The organism is Massilia sp. Root418, from assembly GCF_001425265.1.
Classification (GTDB): domain Bacteria; phylum Pseudomonadota; class Gammaproteobacteria; order Burkholderiales; family Burkholderiaceae_D; genus Rugamonas.
Genome location: NZ_LMEC01000011.1, coordinates 657,261 through 677,334, shown reverse-complemented (window position 1 = coordinate 677,334; position 20,074 = coordinate 657,261). Strand labels below are relative to the sequence as shown.

Below are 20,074 nucleotides of genomic sequence, written 5' to 3'. Positions count from 1 at the left end.
AGCCCAAGCACACCGACACTGGACATGTATGGACCTGACTGACACCGATGTTACAGGCAAGCCCGCCAGCCGGGCACGGCGCCCGGCCAAGATTGAGCCGGGCGTTCCCACTTCTGCACCTTCCGCACTGCCACCTGTGACCTCTTCGCCACTCGCTACTCCCACTTTGACGGCGGGCGTTGCGTCCGTCACGCACCTGACTGAAAAACTGTCCGAGTACATGACGGCAGCCGACCTGAAAAAGGTCAAGGAAGCCTACCGTTTCTCGGACGAGATGCACCTGGGCCAGGTGCGCAAATCGGGCGAGCCCTACATTTCGCACCCGATCGCCGTGGCGGAGATCTGCGCCGACTGGAAGCTCGACGCGCAAGCCATCATGGCCGCGCTGCTGCACGACGTCATGGAAGACCAGGACGTCAAGAAGGACGAGCTGATCGAGCGCTTCGGCGCGCCGGTGGCCAACCTGGTGGACGGCCTGTCCAAGCTGGAGAAGATCGAGTTCCAGAGCCAGATCGAAGCGCAGGCGGAGAATTTCCGCAAGATGCTGCTGGCCATGGCCTCGGACGTGCGCGTCATCCTCATCAAGCTGGCCGACCGCCTGCACAATATGCGCACGCTGGACGTGATGACCCCGGCCAAGAAGCGCCGCATCGCCAGCGAAACCATGGAAGTGTACGTGCCCATCGCGCACCGCCTGGGCCTGAACAACATCTACCGCGAGCTGCAGGAAATCTCCTTCTCGCACCTGTACCCGCTGCGCTACCACGTGCTGGCCAAGGCCGTGAAGGCGGCGCGCGGCAACCGCCGCGAGGTGGTCAAGAAGATCCTGGAGTCGGTCAAGAACACCCTTGCCATGGCCGAGATCGAGGCCGAGGTGTACGGCCGCGAAAAGACCCTGTACGGCATCTACAAGAAAATGCGCAGCAAGCACCTGTCCTTCTCGCAGGTGCTGGACGTGTACGGCTTCCGCGTGGTGGTGGACAGCTTCCCCAACTGCTACGTGGCGCTGGGCACCCTGCACTCGCTGTACAAGCCCATGCCGGGCAAGTTCAAGGACTACATAGCGATCCGCAAGCTGAACGGCTACCAGTCGCTGCACACCACGCTGATCGGCCCCTACGGCACGCCGGTGGAATTCCAGATCCGCACCCAGGAAATGCACCGCACCGCCGAATCGGGCGTGGCAGCGCACTGGCTGTACAAGACCGGCGACATCAATTTGTCCGACATGCAGCAGCGCACCCACGCCTGGCTGCAGTCGCTGCTCGACATCCAGCAGCAGACCGGCGACTCGGCCGAGTTCCTGGAGCACGTGAAGGTGGACCTGTTCCCGGACTCGGTGTACGTGTTCACGCCCAAATCCAAGATCATCGCGCTGCCGCGCGGCGCCACGCCGATCGACTTCGCCTACGCCATCCACACCGGCATCGGCGACCACACGGTGTCGGTCACCATCAACGGCGAGCCGTCCACCCTGCGCAGCGAGCTGCGCAACGGCGACATCGTGGAAATCGTCACGGACGCGTCCTCGCGCCCGAGCCCGAGCTGGCTGTCCTTTGTGCGCACCGGCAAGGCGCGCTCGGCCATCCGCCACCACCTGCGCACCATCAACCTGCCCGAATCGATCGCGCTGGGCCGCCAGCTGCTGTCGCAGGCGCTGGCGTCCGTCAGCATCGATCCGGACCTGCCCGAGCCGCTGGCCGAGCGCCTGCTGAACGAATCGAGCGCCAAGTCCATGGACGAGCTGTACGCCGACATCGGCATCGGCAAGCGCATGGCGGCGCTGGTGGCGCGCCACATCTTCGGCCTGCTGGGCGGCGAATCGGCGGCCGCGCCGGTGGACCACAACAGCGCGGCGGAACTGGACCCGGTCACCATCTGCGGCAGCGAAGGCGTGTCGGTGCAGCTGGCGCAGTGCTGCCTGCCGATCCCGGGCGACGCCATCATCGGCCAGCTGCGGCGCGACCAGGGCCTGCTGGTGCACACCAGCGACTGCTCGGTGGCCAAGCGCCAGCGCCAGAAGGAGCCGGACCGCTGGATCGCCGTGAAATGGGGCGCGGACATCAACCGCCGCTTCGACAGCCGCATCAAGCTGCTCATCAACAACGAGAAGGGCATCCTGGCGCGCGTGGCGGCCGAGATCGGCGAGTCGGACGGCAACATCACCTTTGTCGGCATGGACGAGGACAAGGAACACGTGCTGCACCAGCTGCGCTTCACCATCCAGGTGAAGGACCGCGTGCACCTGGCCGGGCTGCTGCGCAATGTGCGCCGCGTGGCGGGCGTAAACCGCATCCTGCGCGAACGCAGCTGAGCACCGGGGCCTGTGCCCTGCCCCGCCTACTTGTGTTCCAGCGGTTCGTACCAGTAGGCCTTGTTGGCCAGCGGCGTCTGCGGCGGCAGGGTACGGTTTTCCAGCCTGAACACGCGCCGCTTGCGCAAGCCCACCTTCTCGATCAGCTCGTCGTAAAACTCATGGAAGATCTGGTCGAAACTGCCGTCGGCCATCAGCGCGCGCAGGCCAGCCTCCAGCCGCTCGGCCAGGCGCGCGTGGCCGGGCGCCACGAAGAAATAGCGCGGCAAGGGCATGTAGATGACGAAGCTGCGCTCCAGCGCCAGCTCCGGAAAGGACGGCGCATACGCGCCCTGCTCGTACAGCGCCTCCTCGATGCCGCGCGGGAAGTGCTGGAAGCGGTCTGCCGCCAGCATGCTGTGCAGGCCTGCAGTCGAATTGCCCAGCGCGACGGCGAAACCGGCGTCCAGGAACACCGCGGCCGAACTCCATTGCCGCCCCACGCCCAGCGGAATGCGTTTCAGCTGCTCCAGGGTGCGCACCGCGCTGAAGGTGGCCTGGCGGCGCCCATCGATCAGCGACACGCGGTAGCCGGCCAGGCCCTTGTCGACCGGAATCCGGATCGGGATCAGCTTGTGTTCCCAGTCCGGCGAGGTGATCTGGGCGCTCAGGTTGACCAGCTTGCCCAGCACCATTTCCTGCATCAGCCGGTCGCGCTCCATCGCCAGCGGCGAGGTGCGCAGGTCGTAGGGCCCGTACTGGGCGCTGGACGCGTCCAGCGCGGCCGTCAGCAGGTGGTAGGTGTAGCGGTCGCGCAGGTCGGCGCGGCTGAAGTTGTGGTCGATGGTGTAGACGTCCGGCGCACGCGCGAGCACAAGAGAGGGCAGCAGCACCAGCATCGTGCCAAGTGCCGCCGCCAGCTGGCGGCGCAGTCTATTCGTCTGCCGGCGCAGGATAGCTTACTTTCAGGATATCGAGCTCTTCCACCCCGTTCGGGGTGTGCAAGGTCACAGTATCCCCTTCGCGCGCCTTGGTCAAGGTGCGGGCCACCGGCGAGATCCAGCTGATCTTGCCTTTCAGCGGATCGAGCTCATCTATACCCACGATGGTGACGGTGCGCTCTTCGCCGCTGGGGTTGCTATACGTCACGGTGGCGCCGAAGAACACCTGGTCGCTGCCATGATGGACGCTGGGATTGACCACTTCGGCCAGGTCCATGCGCTTGGTGAGGAAGCGGATGCGGCGGTCGATTTCGCGCAGCCGCTTCTTGCCGTAGATGTAGTCGCCGTTCTCGGAGCGATCGCCGTTGGAGGCGGCCCAGTGCACCACGCGCACCACCTCCGGGCGGTCGACGTCGATCAGCTGCAGCAGCTCGTCCTTGATGCGCTGGTAGCCGGCCGGCGTGATGTAGTTCTTGGAGCCGGGCGGGATGGCCAGCGCCAGCGCCGCCGCGTCGTCGTCATCGTCGTTGTCTGTTTCTTTGGTGAAGGCTTTGCTCATAACTTTGTACTACTTTCACGTATCATGACTGCATGAAGCGATTGTACACATTCAGGCGCCGTTTGCTGGCGCCCCTGGTCTATCTGGCAGCCATCATCCTGCTGATCGAGGAATGGCTGTGGGATGTGGGCGCGCGCATCATGGCGGCCGTCACCCGCGTGGTGCCGCTGCCGCGCCTGGCGCGCTGGATCGCCGGCCTCGGCCCGCTGGCCGCGCTGTGCCTGTTCGTGCTGCCGGGGCTGCTGCTGTTCCCGGTCAAGATCCTGGCCCTGCTGGCCATCGCCAAGGGCCACGCCTTCACCGGCGTGTGCACCATCCTGGCGGCCAAGCTGGCCGGCGCGGCCGCCGTGGCGCGCATCTATGCGCTGACCCTGCCGGCCCTGCTGTGCCTGCGCTGGTTCGCCTGGTGCCACGGCCGCTTCATGGCGCTCAAGGAGGACTGGACCGGGCGCCTGCGCGCCACGCGGGCCTGGCATGAAGTGTCGGCCCTGGCCGCCGCCGCGCGCGCCTGGCGCCAGGCGCTGTGGCAGCGCCTGCACCCGGCCGCGCATGCGCGCAACGGCAACCGCCTGTGGCGCGTGCTGCGCCGCTACATTACCCAGTGGCGCGCCCGCCGCCGCGCGCCATGAGCAAACCGCTGAGTGAGACACAGCAAGCTGCGCAGACCACGCAACCGGCCATTGCGCAGGCGCTGGAACAAGCCCAGGCGCGCTTCGACGCCATCGTGCGCAATATGCCCGGCCTGGTGTACCAGTTCGAGCGGCGCGCCGACGGCAGCGTGGCCTTCCCCTACCTGAGCGACGGCTGCCAGGCCCTGCTGGGCGTGGCGGCCGCCGAGCTGCACGCCCAGCCGGAACGCTTCTTCCAGCTGATCCTGGAGGACGACCGCAAGTCCTACCTGGACGCCATGCAGGCCTCGGCCGCCTCGCTGTGGAGCTGGAACTGGGAAGGCCGCATCTGGGTGGACGCGTGGAAGGACGTGAAATGGATCAACCTGCGCTGCACCCCGCATCTGCTGCCGGGCGCCGGCACGGTGCGCTGGGAAGGCATCATGACCAATATCACCGAGAGCAAGCTGGAGCAGCTGGAAGTGCGCCAGAGCCGCGCCCGGCTGGCCGAGCTGACCGCCCACATTGAAAACGTGAAGGAACAGGAGCGCACCCGCATCGCGCGCGAGATCCATGACGACCTGGGCGGCAACCTGACCGCCATCAAGATGGCGCTGGCCATGCTGAGCCGGCGCCTGCCGCAGGAGGACGCCGCGCTGCAGGAGAAGGCTGCCTACGTCGATTCCCTGGTGGACCGCACCATCGACGCGGTGCACCGCATTTCGCTGGACCTACGCCCCTCCATCCTGGACTTCGGCCTGGTGGCGGCGCTGGAGTGGCAGGCCAAGGAATTCGGCACCCAGGCCGGCATCGAAGTGCGCTTCGACAGCGGGCCGGGCGAGATCGAGCTGGACCCGGACCGCGCCAGCGCCCTGTTCCGCATCGTGCAGGAGGCGCTCAACAATATCGCCAAGCATGCGCGCGCCAGCAAGGTGGCGCTGCACCTGAGCCGCACGCGCCAGTACATTCTGTTGAAAATCCGCGACAACGGGCGCGGCATTGCGCCGGCCGACCGCGCCAAGCCGCAGTCCTTCGGCCTGCGCGGCATGGCCGAACGCGCGCGCGCGCTGGGCGGCACCCTGACCCTGGGCCAGGCCCCGGGCGGCGGCACGGTGGTCGCCATCAAGATAAAAAGCGAAAACACGCCGCCAAACAGACACCATGCGCACGAAAGCGCCGCAGCGCCCTCGCCCGCTGCGCCCGGCGGCGCTACAATAGTCCGTTGAAACTTATTGCCGAAATGAAATAGCTCGGCCGCAAACGCGCACCCATGTCAGACAAAGCCCTCATCAAAGTCTTCATTGCCGACGACCACGCCATCGTGCGCGAAGGCTTGAAGCAAATCCTGGCCGACACCCGCGACATCGTGGTGGCCGGCGAAGCGGAAAACGGCCTCGACGCCGTCAAGCTGTTCCGCAAATCGGGCTGCCACGTGCTGCTGCTCGACATCTCGATGCCGGACCGCAGCGGCATCGAGGTGCTCAAGCAGGTCAAGAAGGACAAACCCGAGCTGGCCGTGCTGATGCTGTCCATGCACCGCGAGGACCAGTACGCCATCCGCTCGCTCAAGGCGGGCGCGGCCGGCTACCTGACCAAGCAGAGCGCACCGAAAGAACTGGTGACGGCGATCCGCCAGGTCGCCGGCGGGTTAAAATACATCAGTCCGGCCCTGGCACAGGAACTGGCCAACCACGTGGGCGAAGACCACGAGGCGCCGCCCCATGAAACCTTGTCCGACCGCGAGTACCAGACCCTGACCATGATCGCCTCCGGCAAGACCGTGGGCGCCATCGCCAAGGAACTGTCGCTGTCGGTGAAGACGGTGAGCGAATACCGCGCCCGGCTGCTGGCCAAGATGAAACTGAAAAACAGCGCCGAGCTGACCCACTATGCGATCAAAAACCAGCTGATCGAATAGCGGCGCAGGAAACAAGTATTGCTGGTTCGATATTGTCTCATGCTTAAAAGTAAGTGCTGTTCTGCCCGCTTATCCGCGCATAAACGGGCGCTGGCCTGAACTATCATGAAGCCAGTCAGTAAAACCAGATAAAAGGCCGTGCGTCATGTCCAGCAAATCGTCACCACCCGCCGCGAACGAGCAGAACCCGGCCGACATCGCACGCGAAGCATTCCGCCGCCTCGCCACGCGCCGCATCGCGCCGACGCCGGAGGCCTACCGCGACATATACCACGAGATCGCCGGCATTCCGGTGCCGACCCCGGCCCCGGTGCTGGCCGGCACCGCCGCGCCCGCCGACGCCGGTCCGGAACTGATGCTGTACCAGTTCGCCAGCCGCCTGGGCGACCAGCCCGGCGACCTGGCCGACTACGGCCGCCGCCTGAGCCGCGCCGTCAAGGCGCGCGACTGGGAAGGCTATGCCCGCACCCTGTCCCAGCTGGCTGAACGCCCGGCCGCCGTCAAGCGCGGCATCGACATGGCCGACATCCCGGACGGCGAGCACACCAAGGCGCTGCGCGAAATGCTCAGCCGTACGCTCAGCTTCGCGGTGGCCTCCCTGCTCAGCGGCACCCCGGCCCTGGTGGCCGAGGCCGAAGCGCTGGGCGCGGCCACCAAGGAAGCCCACACCGAGGCGGCGCTGTCGGAAATCGCGCTGCGCCTGAAACAGCTGTGCTACCAGATCGAACTCAAGAGCGGCGACACGGCCGAACAGCAGGAACTGCTGCTGCGCCTGTTCCGCCTGCTGCTGGAAAACGTGGGCGAGCTGCTGGACGACGATTCCTGGCTGCGCGGCCAGATCGACGCGGTGCAGGCGCTGATTGCGGGCCCGCTGGACCAGCGCGCGCTGGAGGACGCCACCCGCAGCCTGAAGGATGTGATCTACAAGCAAAGCCAGCTCAAGCACAGCCTGTCGGACGTCAAGCTCACCGTCAAGAACATGATGATGACCTTTATCGACCGCCTGGGCCAGGTGGCCGCCTCGACCGGCGACTTCCACGAGAAGATCGGCGGCTACTCGGCCAAGATCAGCCAGGCCGAGAACATCACCGAGCTGAACCAGATCCTCGACGACGTGCTGAAGGAAACCCGCATCGTGCAGGGCGAAGCGCTCAAGGCGCGCGACAACATGGTGATGGCGCGCCAGGAAGTGCAGGACGCCGAGGCGCGCATCCACCAGCTGGAAGCGAAGCTGCAGCATATGAGCGAGCTGGTGCGCGAAGACCAGCTGACGGGCAGCCTGAACCGGCGCGGCCTGGACGACGTGTTCGAGCGCGAAACCGCGCGCGCGGACCGGCGCGGCACCCCGCTGTGCATCGCCGTGCTGGACCTGGACGACTTCAAGAAGCTCAACGACACCTACGGCCACATCGCCGGCGACGCCGCCCTCAAGCACCTGGTCAAGATCGTCAAGGACACCTTGCGGTCGATGGACGTGATTGCGCGCTTCGGCGGCGAGGAATTCCTGATCCTGCTGCCGGAAACCAGCATCGAGGCCGCGTCCCAGACCATGACGCGGCTGCAGCGCGAACTGACGCGCCACTTCTTCATGCACGACAACGAGAAAGTGCTGATCACCTTCTCGGCCGGCGTGGCGCTGCGCCGCCCGCACGAGGACCAGACCGACCTGGTGAAGCGGGCCGACAAGGCCATGTACCAGGCCAAGCAGACCGGCAAGAACCGCGTGGTGGTTGCCGAATAACTAATTTCCTGCCAAAAATACCCAGGGCCCGCCGCTGTGCGGGCCTTTTTTATGCCCAAAATAAATTATTTTTGGCCCTAAAGTTCGGCAAAAACGCGCCGCTTAAGCGTGTACTGCTGAGTGAATTTGAGGGCGAAACGAAAAAATTTAGCGGGTTTTTCTCCCTTAATTTTCCCATGGGGCAACCGTTACCCATTACAACAGCGGCTTGATCGTCCCGGAACAGCGGGGCGGGCCAAAGTGAAATGAGCAAGTAGCCCAACTCGCAGTACAAGTTTCGGAGAAACACATCATGGCACAAACCATCAACACCAACATTGCCTCGCTGAACTCGCAACGTAACCTGAATTCGTCGCAAGCCGCTCTGGGCACCTCCCTGCAACGCCTGTCTTCCGGCCTGCGCATCAACAGCGCCAAAGACGACGCTGCTGGTCTGGCAATTTCGGAACGCTTCACTTCGCAAGTTCGCGGCAACAACCAGGCAGCGCGCAACGCCAACGACGGCATCTCGCTGGCGCAGACGGCTGAAGGTGGTTTGAGCACCGCCGGCGACCTGCTGCAGCGTATCCGCGAACTGGCCGTGCAGTCGGCCAACGGCTCGAACTCCGCTTCGGACCGCAAGTCGATCCAGAACGAGGTATCGTCGCTGTCGAAAGAACTGGACCGCGTTGCCACCAGCACCCAGTTCAACGGCCAGAACGTGCTGGACGGTTCGCTGACCAGCACCCAGTTCCAGGTTGGCGCCAACTCCAACCAGACCATCTCGGTCGGCGTGCAGAGCGCCAAGGCTTCGGACATCGGCAACAACGTGATCCGTCCGGTGGACACCGCCACCTCGCAATCGCAAGCAACCGCTACCGCCAACAACCTGGTGGCGGCTGCTGAAGTGCTGACGATCAGCTCCGGCTCCGGCACCACCACCACGGTCAACGCCGCCATTGGCGACAGCGCCAAAGTAGTTGCCGATAAGGTCAATGCCCTGTCGTCCACCAGCGGTGTGACTGCACAAGCCAAGACCACTGCTACCATCAAGAACATCGGTACCGATGCGACGGGTGTGGCCGCGGCGGACGGCTCGAACGATGGCTCGCTTCAGTTCGACCTGACCAGTGCCAACGGCAAGACCGTGACCATCTCGTCGTCGGTCAAAGGCGGCGACCTCTCGGCCCTGGCGCAGGCGATCAATGCGCAGACCGGCACCACCAACGTCACCGCGAGCATCAAAGTCGACCAGGCCACTGGCGCCAAGGAACTGCAGCTGGACAACAATGCTGGCGACGACATTAAAATCCAGCCAGCAGGCACCAGCACGGGTTTCACCAACGCGAAAATTCGCGGCGCTGACCTGCCAGCCGGTCCTGGTGCCGACGTCGACATGACCAGCGCCGACATCACCGTTGGCGGCCGTGTGGAGTTCTCGTCCGACAGCGGCTTCTCGATCGCCAGCACCGGCACCGCCATCACCGGCGCTTCCGACGTGGGCAGCGAACTGGATGCGGTGTCCGACCTGGACGTGAGCACCGTTGACGGCTCGAACAAGGCCCTGCTGACCATCGACGCGGCACTGAACTCGATCAACAGCAACCGCGCAGCACTGGGTGCGATCCAGAACCGTTTCGCTTCGACCATCTCGAACCTGCAAACGACCACGGAAAACCTGTCGGCTTCCCGTAGCCGCATCCAGGATACCGACTTCGCAGCGGAAACGGCCAGCCTGACCCGTGGCCAGATCCTGCAACAAGCCGGTACCGCGATTCTGGCGCAGGCGAACTCGCTGCCGAACGGCGTGCTGTCCCTGCTGCGTGGCTAATCGCCGCTAAGCCGGTAATGCAATGATGGGCAACCATCATTGCCGACCAGCACCCTGGCTGACTTGTTCAGCCGGGGTTTTTTCGTAAAGGAAGCATCATGACTATCGATTCCATCAGCGCGGCTGCCCCGCTGCGCAGCACGGAGCGTCCGGTCAGTGGCGCGGAAAACGTGGCGCCGCAGTCTGCTGGCCGCGCGCCCGCCGCCACGGTGCTGGAAACGGCGGCAGCCGTGCGCGGCGCCGAGCCGGCGCCCACGCTGGAGCAGGTCAACCAGGCAGTATCGGACCTGAACAAGTCGCCGCTGGCCAAGTCGCAAGGCCTGGAGTTTTCCATCGACAACGACAGCAAGCGCACCATCGTCAAGGTGATCGACCAGACCACCAAGGAAGTGCTGCGGCAGATGCCCTCGCCCGAAGCGTTGCAGATCGCCAAGGCGCTCGACAACACCAAGGGTCTGCTGATCAGCCAGACCGCCTGAATGGGCGCGCCGCCCGGCGCGCCATTTTTTTTCCCGCCATGGCATCATGGTGGCGACCCCAAGCGCCGATCACCCTGCGTGCTGCCCACTTTTTCAGCGACGCTGGAACTGGCCGGTAAATCCCCTTCTCAAGTCGGCTTTGATTCTGCCGATAATGACTTATCTTATCGTTTTCCTTAGGAGTTCCTCGTGGGCATTTCTTCTCCTGGCATCGGTTCCAATGGACTGGACGTCAACGCCATCATCAGCAAGCTGATGTCCGTTGAAGCACAGCCGTTGGCCAACATGGACAAGAAGTCGGCCAGCTTCCTGGGCAAGGTGTCGGCATTCGGCAGCCTGTCCGGGGCGCTGGGCTCCTTCCAGAGCGCGCTGAGCAGCCTGACTTCCCTGTCCAGTTTCCAAGCACTCAGCAGCACATCCAGCGACACCGCCATCATGACCGGCAGCGCCACCGGCAAGGCGCTGCCCGGCAACTACAAGGTGGACATCAGCCAGCTGGCGCAGGCGCAGACGCTGGCCTCGGGCGGCTTCAAGAGCACCACGGCCGCCATCGGCCTGGGCGCCACCACGAATCTGACCATCCAGCTCGGCACGGTCACCGGCGGCAGCTTCGGCGTGACCGGCGGCACCCTGGGCGCAGGCGTGCTCAGCGGCGGCATCACGCCCGGCGCGCTGTCCATCAACGGCACCGTGATCGCCACCGACAGCTCGATCCGCAGCGCCAAGCTGCTGGCCGACGCCATCAATGCGAAAAGCACCACCACCGGCGTGTCGGCCAAGGCCGCCACCACCACCACTGCGGCGGACCTGTTCGGCACCGGCGGCGCCAGCACCTTCGGCGACATCGACACCTCCCTGGGCGGTACCTACGCGCTGAGCGTGGGCGGCGTGACCATTGCCAGCCAGGTGGCCGGCGTGGCGGGCGGCGCCGGCATCACCGCCGCCGAGCTCGACACCACCCTGGGCGGCGACAACGCCACCACGCGCGCGCTGGCCGACGCCAACATCACCTTCACCGGCTCGGCCGCCGCCGGCACCTTGCAGTTCAAGAATGAAGACGGCTCCAATGTGGTGGTGGCGGAAAACGTGACCGGCGACGTCCAGGGCGGCATCGCCAACAGCGGCACCGCCAACGCCGGCTCCAGCGTCACGGCCATGAGCACCATCTCGCTGGTGTCGGCCAGCGGCAGCCAGGTCACCGTGGGCGGCACCAATCCGGCCGCCGCCGGGCTGACGGCTGGCGTGGGCGGCGCCTACCTGGGCGCCACCTTTGCCCAGGACGGCACCCGCAGCAGCGGCAATATTGTCATCGACAACAAGAACAACACCCTGACCGGCATCCGCGACGCCATCAACAAGGCCAATTTCGGCGTCACCGCCAGCATCGTGTCCGACGGCAGCACCGACAAGCCCAACCACCTGGTGCTGACTTCCAGCGCCACCGGCGCCACGTCGACCATGAAGATCGCGCTGACCGGCGCGGACGGCAATCCGCCCGACGCCGACCTGGTGGCCCTGCTGGGCTACGATCCGGGCGGTGTGCAAAGCCTGAGCCAGAAGACCGCCGCGCAGGACACCAAGGCCAGCATCAACGGCATCCCGGTGACCAGCACCAGCACCACCATCAGCGGCGCGGTCGAGGGCATCTCCTTCACCGCCGTGAAGACCGGTACGGCCAGCCTGACCGTGGCCAAGGACACCGCCACGCTGACCACCTCGATCAACGGCTTCATCAAGGGCTACAACGAACTCAACGCCCAGATCAAGCAATTGAACGGCTACAACGCCGAGACCAAGACCGGCGGCCCGCTGCTGGGCGACTCGACCGTGCAAAACCTGCAGAGCGCACTGCGGCGCCAAATGTCGGCCAGCATCACCGGCCTGCAGGGCAAACTGACCTCGCTGACCGACGTCGGCATCGGCTTCCAGAAGGATGGCACGCTGACCCTGGATTCGAGCAAGCTGAACAAGGCAATCGCCAGCAATTTCAACGACATCGCCGGACTGTTCGCCGCGGTCGGTAAAAGCACGGATGCCGACATCAGCTTCACCAGCTCCACCGCCGCCACCAAGCCCGGCGACTACGCGCTGAACATCACCACGCTGGCCACGCAGGGCAGCATCAAGAGCGCCGCCCCCGTGCCCGACTCGGTGGTGATCGGCGCCGATACGGTCTGGACCGTGAAGCTGAACGACACCCTGCCCAGCACGGCAGCCAACACCGCCAGCGTGAAGCTGGCAGCCGGCACCTACACGCCGGCCGGCCTGGCTACCATGCTGCAGTCGTCCATCAACGGCGCCACCACCTTCACCAACCTCGGCTCGGCCGTGGCCGTGAAAGTGGAGGACGACGGCACCCTGAGCGTGACCTCCAACCGCTACGGCTCCAAGTCCAACATCACGCTCACCAATGACACCGGCACCTCGGTGGCCACTGTCTTCGGCGGCGCCGCTTCGGTGGACGGCGTGGACGTGGCCGGCACTATCGGCGGCTATTCCGCCGTCGGCGACGGCCAGACGCTGACCGGCGCCCCTGGCGCGCCCATCGAAGGCTTGAAGCTGCTGGTCAAGGGCGACACCACCGGCGAGCGCGGCACCATCGGCTTCTCGCAGGGTTATGCCTACCAGCTCAACAACCTGGCCGGCAGCTACCTGGGCGCGAAAGGCGTGATCACCGGCCGCACCGCAGGCTTGAACAAGAGCGTGCAGGATATCGCCAAGCAAAAAGATGCATTCAATGCGAGACTGGTCGATATCGAAGCGCGCTACCGCAAGCAGTACACCGCGCTCGACACCGCCCTGTCGAGCATGAGCACCACCGCCTCGTTCCTCGCGCAGCAGTTCGCGAACATGGCAAACAGTTAATTTAAGGGAGACAGACTATGTTCGGATCAAGGCAAACCGGGGTCAACGCCTACGCCAAGGTGGGAATGGAAACCGGCGTGGTGGCCGCCAGCCCGCACAAACTGATTGTCATGCTGTTCGACGGCGCGCTGGTCTCCATCAGCAACGCCCTGGTAAACATGCGTTCCGGCAATATCGGTGAAAAAGGCAAGGCCATTTCCAAGGCCATCATGATTATCGACAGCGGCCTGCGCGCCGCGCTCGACAAGAAGGTGGGCGGCGAAATTGCCGAAGGCCTGGACGCGCTGTACGAATACATGAGCGGCCGCCTGCTGACGGCCAACCTGAAGAACGACCCGGCCATCCTGGAAGAAGTGCAGCGCCTGCTGGTGGAACTGCGCGACGCCTGGAACCAGATCGGCGACACCGCGCGCGCGCCCGCCGCCGCACCGACCAACATGAGCAAATACGCGAGCGCCTGATTTATGATGACGAATCAAGAAGTTTTATCCGTGTACGCCGACATGGCATCGCTGACCGAGCAGATGCTGGCGCACGCCATGCGCGCCGAATGGGACGAGATGGTGGAACTGGAACAGCGCTGCGCCGTCCACGTGCGTACGCTGCAGGGCCAGGAAGATCCGCGCCCCATGCAGGGCGCCGAGCGCGAGCGCAAAGTCGAACTGATCCGCCAGATGCTGACCGCCGACCGCCAGATCCGCGACCTGGCCATGCCATGGATGGCGCAGCTGTCGGCCCTGATCAACAGCACCGGCACCGAGCGGCGCCTGGTGAACGCCTACGGCAGCGTGTAAAGCCGGAATAAGGACAGCCCATGTTGCCGCCGCGTCTGGACGCCACCGGCGTCAGGCCTGCCGGCGCAATCTCCCCTGCGCCGGCGGCCATCCCCGTCAGCGATGCGCGCCAGGCCGCGTTCCAGCGCGCGCTGAGCGGCATGGTGGGCCAGCCGATGAAGGGCGAGGTGCTGTCCAAGTACGACGACGGCAGCTACCTGGTGCGCGTGGCGGGCAACTCGGCCCGCATGCAGCTGCCCGGCGGCGCCCAAGTGGGCGCCGAAGTGCCGCTGACGCTGATTTCCGTCACGCCCCGCCCCACCTTCCAGGTCGGCACCGGCCCGCAGGCCCAGACCGCCCAGCTCTACACTGAAAACGGCCTGCCGCCCGGCGACGGCCCCGACACCGCGCCGCAAGGGCGGCTGCCCTCGCAAGACACCACCACTTTAACCGGCCGCCAGCCCGGCACAGGCAACGCCAACGCCGCAGCAAACGCCGCAAGCAACGCGGCAACAAGCCCGGGCAATACCGCAAACAGTGCAGCCGCGAACGCTGCGGCCAATCCAGCCGCCAACGCGGCAGCCAATGCCGCAGCCAGCGCCGCCCAGACCCGCGCCGGCGTGGCAGCCCAGCTAGCCGCCGGCACCGGGCCTGCAGGCGCACAGGGCGCGGCACAGCAAGCAGCCCAGTCCGCCATGCAAGCGGGCGGCCAATCCGCTGCCCAGGTGCGCCCGCAAAGCCTGGCCGCCGCCCTGCTGGGCCGTGCCCCGCTCACGCCGTCCGACCAGCTGCCCGACCTCGGCCGCGACGCCCCCGCCGCAACCCTGAGCGCAGCAGCCCGCACCATCGCCAGCGCGCTCGCCACCGCCTACAGCGCGCCGGGCGTACCGGCCACCATCAACGGCAAGACGCCGCTGATCTCGTCCGGCGTACCCGACGCCGACCAGCTCACGGACAGCCTCAAAAACGCCCTCGGCGAAAGCGGCCTGTTCTATGAATCCCACGTCGCCGAATGGGCTGAAGGCAAGCGGCCACTGCAGGAACTGATGCGCGAGCCGCAAAACCAGCGCGCCCAGGCGCAGTCCCAGGCCAGCGGCCCGCAGACCGGCGAAAGCCTGGCGCGCGCCGCCCTGGCCGGCCCGGACCTGAGCGCGGCGCAAATGATCAACCAGCAGCTGCACGCGCACGAACAGCAGCGCGTGCAGTGGAACGGCCAGGCCTGGCCAGGCCAGCCCATGCAATGGGAAGTGCAGCGCGACCAGCGCGAAGGCAGCCAGCAGGAGCAGGCCGACGGCCGCGAGCAGGAACCGGTGTGGCGCAGCGGCGTGCGCTTTCGCCTGCCGCTGCTGGGCAAGATCTCGGCAGCGGTGACCCTGGTGGGCGAACAGGTCCACATCCAGGTGCAGACCGGCGAGGACGACAGCGCCGCCACCCTGCGCGCCTGGGCTGGCCAGCTGCAGCAAGCCATGGAAGCAGCCGGTTCCCCGCTGGCCTCGCTCACCATCGCCGCCGAAAGCGTCCCAGGCGCGGCGGCGCCCGCTGCCGATGCCGGCGCGGCCGTGCCAGCCGTCTCTGCCCTGCCCGGAGACAGCCATGGCGAATGACGCGCCGCGCCGCCCGCTGCAAAGCGCGGTGGCCCTCACCTACAAGAACAATTCGCCGGCACCGAAAGTCGTGGCCAAGGGGCGCGGCCTGGTGGCCGAGCAGATCATCCACGTGGCCAACGAGCACGGCGTGCACATCCACGAAAGCAAGGAGCTAGTCTCTTTGTTAATGGATGTGGATTTAGATCAACAAATCCCGCCAGCGCTCTACCGGACAATTGCGGAACTATTAGCGTGGCTATATCATATTGAATCAGCGCAAAAATCCGGCCAGCCCCCGCCCCCGGCCCCGGACACCAGCTCTCCACTCAGAGACCCAGAACAATAATGCACCCAAACAGACAAGACGCGGACCTGGAAAACTGGCACGACTTTGAGGTGGAATCGCGCAGGGAGATTATTGCGCTGCTGCGCAGCATCAGCGAGAAAAACCAGCTGATCCGCATGCTGGTGGATGGCGAAGCGGACGTGTGCGTGACCTCCATCCTGGACGTGGACGCCGACCACAACAGCGTCATCCTCGACTGCTCCATCAACACCGAGCAAAACCAGCGCCTTCTGAACGCCAGGTCGCTGTCCTATGAAACCACGCTGGACAAGATCCGCATCCTGTTCTCCAGCGAGCGGGTGGAAAAATGCACGTTCGAGGGCGCGCCGGCGCTGAAGATCGCCCTGCCGCCTACCCTGATCCGCCTGCAGCGGCGCGAGTACTACCGCATGAGCACGCCGGTCAGCAACCCGGTGCGCGTGGTCATCCCGCTGCCTGCCGAGCTGGGCGGCGGCAGCACCAGCTTCCCGCTGGCCGACATCAGCTGCGGCGGCATCGCCATTCTGGACAACAAGCTCTTGCTGGGCGACAGCATCGGCAAGCAATACGGCGACTGCCGCATCGAGCTGCCGGAAGTGGGCCCCATCGTCACCGGCCTGCAGATCCGCAACTGCATCGACATGACCCTGCTCAACAACAAGTCCAACCGCCGCCTCGGCTGCCAGTTCACCGACATGGCGCGCGGCGCGCTCAATTCCGTGCAGCGCTACATTACCCGCCTCGAACGCGAACGCAACGCCCGCATCGCCGGCCTCGGCTGAAAAAAAATGGGGTCAGGGTTAGTTTTTCGTTGCCTCGAAAACTAACCCTGACCCCATTTTTTATGCTTTACACCTGCATGTTCATGATGTCGTGGTAGGCCGACACCAGCTTGTTGCGCACCTGGATGGTGGCCTGGAAGTTGATGCTGGCTTTTTGCATCGAGACCATCACGTCCGACAGGCTGACCGAATCGTCCCCCATCTGGAAACGCTTGCCCAGCCCTTCGGCCTTGGTCTGGCTGGCCGACACCGCGTCCAGCGCGTCCTTGAGCGCGTCCGAGAACTGCACCTTGGCGGCCGGCGCCTCGGTCTGGATGGCCGGCACCGACGCCTGCGGCTTGGCCGCGTGCGCCTTTAGCTGCTCCATCATCGCTTGTATCCTGCTGCTGTCTATGCCCAGGCCGCTTGTTTTCATGTGAACTCCAAATTTGTTGCTTCCGCGGAACAATCATGCGGTGGCGCCGCGCTACAATAGGCGGCGGAATGATCAGTGCTGCCAGAATACCTGTCCACCTGGCAAGCCGCTGCCAGAAGCAGGCCGGTAAACAGCCTGCTTTTCCTGCGATGGGCCGGGACCGCTTGCCACCATAATGTGCAACAGGCCAAGACCCGGCCCATCCCATCAACTCACGAGCACACACACCAGCCATGGCAGCAGCAGCCGAACAAATCGACATCGACGAAGCAGCGGACCCGGCGCAGCCCGAGGCCAAGCCGCCGTTCTTCCAGACGCCGCTGGGCAGGCGCGTCATGATGGGCGCCGGCGCGGCCGGCGTGGTGGCCATCATCATCGCGCTGTGGCTGTGGAACCAGCCGCCCGCCTATGGCGTGCTGTTCTCGAACTACACCGACCGCGACGGCGGCGCCATCACGGCGGCGCTGGACCAGATGCAGATCAAGCACAAGTTCTCGGAAAGCGGCACCGCCATCCTGGTGCCCAGCGAGCAGGTGCACGACGCGCGCCTGAAGCTGGCCGCGCAGGGCTTGCCCAAGGGCGGCAACGTGGGCTTCGAACTGATGGAGAACCAGAAGCTGGGCGTGTCCCAGTTCCTGGAACAGGTCAACTACCAGCGCGCGCTGGAAGGCGAACTGGCGCGCTCGATCCAGTCCATCGCGGCGGTCGATTCGGCCCGCGTGCACCTGGCCATGCCCAAGGACAGCGTGTTCGTGCGCGAACAGCAGAAGCCCACCGCCTCGGTGATGCTGCACCTGCACCCGAACCGCCAGATCGAGCCGGCGCAGGTGCAGGCCATCGTGCACCTGGTGGCCTCCTCGGTGCCGCAGCTGATGCCGTCCAACGTGACGGTGGTGGACCAGGCCGGCAACCTGGTGTCGGATACCAACAAGAATGGCGCCGGCGCCAACAAGAACCTGGATGCCAGCCAGCTCAAATACGTGCAGGAACTGCAGAAGCAGGTGATCAAGCAGGTGGAATCCATCGTGCTGCCCATCGTCGGCGAGGGCAACGTGCGCGCCGAGGCGGTGGCCGACGTGGACTTTGCCGCCGTGGAGCAGGCCAACGAATCGTACAAGCCGAATTCGCCGCCGGAAGCGTCCGCCATCCGCAGCCAGCAGAGCAGCGAGACCAACGGCGCCGGCAACGCCAACCCCAACGGCGTGCCGGGCGCGCTGTCGAACCAGCCGCCGGGCACGGCCACCGCACCGCTGACCACCACGCCGCCGGGCGCCGCCCCTGCCCCGGGCACGCCGCCGGGCACGGTGGCCGGCGCCGCCAACGGCTTGCCGAACCACAAGGAATCGACCACCAATTACGAAGTGGACAAGACCGTGCGCTACGAGCAGAAGGCCATGGCCGGCCTGAAGCGCATGACGGTGGGCGTGGTCATCAACTACCGCCGCATCGTGGACGCCAAGACCGGCAAGGTCACCATCAAGCCGTTCACGCCGGAGGAAATGGCCAAGATCAACAGCCTGGTGAAGGAAGCCATGGGCTACAACCAGGAGCGCGGCGACTCGCTGAGCGTGGCCAACGCGCCCTTCGACGGCGTGGACAAGCCCTTCGAGCCGCCGGTGGTGCTGGACTGGTGGCGCGACCCGGCCAACCTGCCGCTGGCCAAGGAGCTGGCCAAGTTCCTGATCACCGCGCTGATCCTGCTGTACATCCTGCTGCGCATCGTGCGGCCGATGATGCGGCCGGTGTTCAAGAAGATCGACGAGATCAACGAGCCCGAGCCTGAACCGGAAGAGCCGGTCATCGAGGAACCGGTGGGCCCGACGCCGGAAGAGATCATGGCCGAGGAAATGGCTAAAATGGAAGAAAATACCGCGCGGACATACCGCGACAACCTGGCGCTGGCGAAGAAACTGGCCGCGGACGATCCGCGCATCGTCGCCAACGTCATCAAAGCATGGATAGGCGCAAATGACTGATTCTACCGGACTGCAAAAAGCGGCCATCCTGATGCTGGCGATGGGCGAGAGCGAAGCTGCCGAGGTGATGAAATTCCTCGGCCCGCGCGAGGTGCTGAAGCTGGGCGCGGCCATGGCCACCATGAAAAACGTGCCGCACGAACAGGTGGTGGACACCCTGGACGACTTCCGCGACCAGGTGGCGGCCGCCTCCACCGTGGGCCTGGATTCGGACGAGTACATCCGCCAGGTGCTGACCAAGGCGCTGGGCGACGACAAGGCCTCGGTGCTGCTGTCGCGCATCCTGGGCGGCAAGGACGCCTCCGGCATCGAATCGCTGAAGTGGATGGATTCCCAGTCGGTGGCCGAACTGATCCGCAACGAGCACCCGCAGATCATCGCCACCATCCTGGTGCACCTGGAGCGCGACCAGGCCTGCGAAATTCTGGGACACTTCACGGACCGCCTGCGCAACGACGTGGTGCTGCGCATCGCCACCCTGGACGGCGTGCAGCCGGCCGCGCTGCGCGAACTGAACGACGTGCTGACCAAGCTGCTGTCCGGTAATGAAAACATCAAGAAATCGACCCTGGGCGGCGTGCGCGCGGCGGCCGAGATCCTGAACTTCATGAGCGGCGAGCAGGAAAGCTCGGTGATGGACAACATCAAGAACTACGACAACGACATGGCGCAGAAGATCATGGACGAGATGTTCGTGTTCGACAACCTGATCGACATCGACGACCGCGGCATCCAGCTGCTGCTGCGCGAGGTGCAGTCGGAAATGCTGATCATCGCCCTGAAAGGCGCGTCGCAGGACCTGCGCGACAAGATCTTCAAGAACATGTCGGCGCGCGCCAGCGAAATGATGCGCGAAGACCTGGAATCGAAAGGCCCGGTGCGCCTGTCCGAAGTGGAAACGCAGCAGAAGCAGATCCTGCAGATCGTGCGCCGGCTGGCGGACGAAGGCCAGATCGTGCTGGGCGGCAAAGGCGAAGATTCCTTCGTCTAAGTTGATAGAATT

18 protein-coding genes are annotated in these 20,074 nt (G+C 65.2%); 15 read left to right on the top strand and 3 right to left on the bottom strand.

What is annotated here, in order from left to right:
* Positions 1 to 28: 28 nt before the first annotated feature.
* Positions 29 to 2,314, top strand: a complete 2,286-nt coding sequence (locus tag ASC94_RS10440; protein ID WP_056394011.1) for a bifunctional (p)ppGpp synthetase/guanosine-3',5'-bis(diphosphate) 3'-pyrophosphohydrolase — start codon at positions 29 to 31, stop codon at positions 2,312 to 2,314.
* 26 nt (positions 2,315 to 2,340) lie between these two features.
* On the opposite strand, the gene ASC94_RS10435 is transcribed toward ASC94_RS10440, so the two are convergent.
* Both ASC94_RS10435 and greB read right to left on the bottom strand, forming a co-directional pair.
* Entirely contained in the window at positions 2,341 to 3,192 is an 852-nt protein-coding gene (locus ASC94_RS10435) for a hypothetical protein (protein ID WP_056394009.1), read from the bottom strand.
* 34 nt (positions 3,193 to 3,226) lie between these two features.
* The gene (gene greB, locus ASC94_RS10430) at positions 3,227 to 3,793 is read right to left on the bottom strand and encodes a transcription elongation factor GreB (protein ID WP_056394007.1); all 567 of its coding nucleotides are present in this window, start codon (positions 3,791 to 3,793) and stop codon (positions 3,227 to 3,229) included.
* 32 nt (positions 3,794 to 3,825) lie between these two features.
* Between greB and ASC94_RS10425 the strand changes: the two genes are divergently transcribed.
* The 12 genes from ASC94_RS10425 (at position 3,826) to ASC94_RS10370 (ending at position 16,680) form a co-directional block, all read left to right on the top strand.
* On the top strand, positions 3,826 to 4,422 hold the full coding sequence (locus ASC94_RS10425) for a hypothetical protein (RefSeq protein ID WP_056394005.1): 597 nt from the start codon (positions 3,826 to 3,828) through the stop codon (positions 4,420 to 4,422).
* Complete coding sequence (locus tag ASC94_RS10420) at positions 4,419 to 5,627, top strand: sensor histidine kinase (protein WP_056394996.1); 1,209 nt, start codon at positions 4,419 to 4,421, stop codon at positions 5,625 to 5,627. Before ASC94_RS10425 ends, ASC94_RS10420 begins: the two co-directional genes overlap by 4 nt.
* 44 nt (positions 5,628 to 5,671) lie before the next feature.
* Complete coding sequence (locus tag ASC94_RS10415; protein ID WP_056394003.1) at positions 5,672 to 6,319, top strand: response regulator transcription factor; 648 nt, start codon at positions 5,672 to 5,674, stop codon at positions 6,317 to 6,319.
* Between the two features lie 145 nt (positions 6,320 to 6,464).
* Entirely contained in the window at positions 6,465 to 8,060 is a 1,596-nt protein-coding gene (locus ASC94_RS10410; protein ID WP_056394001.1) for a GGDEF domain-containing protein, read from the top strand.
* 292 nt (positions 8,061 to 8,352) lie between these two features.
* The gene (locus tag ASC94_RS10405; protein ID WP_056394000.1) at positions 8,353 to 9,870 is read left to right on the top strand and encodes a flagellin; all 1,518 of its coding nucleotides are present in this window, start codon (positions 8,353 to 8,355) and stop codon (positions 9,868 to 9,870) included.
* Positions 9,871 to 9,968: 98 nt separating this feature from the next.
* Positions 9,969 to 10,349, top strand: coding sequence for a flagellar protein FlaG (locus ASC94_RS10400; protein ID WP_056393998.1), 381 nt, complete (start codon positions 9,969 to 9,971; stop codon positions 10,347 to 10,349).
* A gap of 189 nt (positions 10,350 to 10,538) precedes the next feature.
* A complete protein-coding gene (gene fliD, locus ASC94_RS34015) occupies positions 10,539 to 13,214 on the top strand; it encodes a flagellar filament capping protein FliD (RefSeq protein WP_056393996.1) in 2,676 nt (891 codons plus the stop codon).
* 17 nt (positions 13,215 to 13,231) lie between these two features.
* Positions 13,232 to 13,675, top strand: a complete 444-nt coding sequence (fliS, locus tag ASC94_RS10390; RefSeq protein ID WP_056393994.1) for a flagellar export chaperone FliS — start codon at positions 13,232 to 13,234, stop codon at positions 13,673 to 13,675.
* Positions 13,676 to 13,678: 3 nt separating this feature from the next.
* Positions 13,679 to 14,008 (top strand): flagellar protein FliT, encoded by a 330-nt coding sequence (locus tag ASC94_RS10385; protein WP_056393992.1) that lies wholly within the window; start codon positions 13,679 to 13,681, stop codon positions 14,006 to 14,008.
* Positions 14,009 to 14,028: 20 nt separating this feature from the next.
* Positions 14,029 to 15,591, top strand: a complete 1,563-nt coding sequence (locus ASC94_RS10380; RefSeq protein WP_082616386.1) for a flagellar hook-length control protein FliK — start codon at positions 14,029 to 14,031, stop codon at positions 15,589 to 15,591.
* Positions 15,581 to 15,919: an EscU/YscU/HrcU family type III secretion system export apparatus switch protein gene (locus ASC94_RS10375; RefSeq protein ID WP_056393990.1), complete on the top strand. Its 339-nt coding sequence runs from the start codon at positions 15,581 to 15,583 to the stop codon at positions 15,917 to 15,919. Before ASC94_RS10380 ends, ASC94_RS10375 begins: the two co-directional genes overlap by 11 nt.
* The gene (locus ASC94_RS10370; protein WP_056393989.1) at positions 15,919 to 16,680 is read left to right on the top strand and encodes a flagellar brake protein; all 762 of its coding nucleotides are present in this window, start codon (positions 15,919 to 15,921) and stop codon (positions 16,678 to 16,680) included. The genes ASC94_RS10375 and ASC94_RS10370 overlap by 1 nt, the downstream gene beginning before the upstream one ends.
* Positions 16,681 to 16,747: 67 nt before the next feature.
* On the opposite strand, the gene fliE is transcribed toward ASC94_RS10370, so the two are convergent.
* On the bottom strand, positions 16,748 to 17,095 hold the full coding sequence (fliE, locus tag ASC94_RS10365) for a flagellar hook-basal body complex protein FliE (RefSeq protein WP_056393987.1): 348 nt from the start codon (positions 17,093 to 17,095) through the stop codon (positions 16,748 to 16,750).
* A gap of 233 nt (positions 17,096 to 17,328) precedes the next feature.
* Here fliE and fliF point away from each other — a divergent pair, with 233 nt between their 5' ends.
* Together fliF and fliG are read left to right on the top strand one after the other, a co-directional pair.
* Complete coding sequence (gene fliF, locus ASC94_RS10360) at positions 17,329 to 19,071, top strand: flagellar basal-body MS-ring/collar protein FliF (RefSeq protein ID WP_056393986.1); 1,743 nt, start codon at positions 17,329 to 17,331, stop codon at positions 19,069 to 19,071.
* Entirely contained in the window at positions 19,064 to 20,062 is a 999-nt protein-coding gene (gene fliG / locus ASC94_RS10355; RefSeq protein ID WP_056393983.1) for a flagellar motor switch protein FliG, read from the top strand. The genes fliF and fliG overlap by 8 nt, the downstream gene beginning before the upstream one ends.
* Positions 20,063 to 20,074 lie beyond the last annotated feature (12 nt).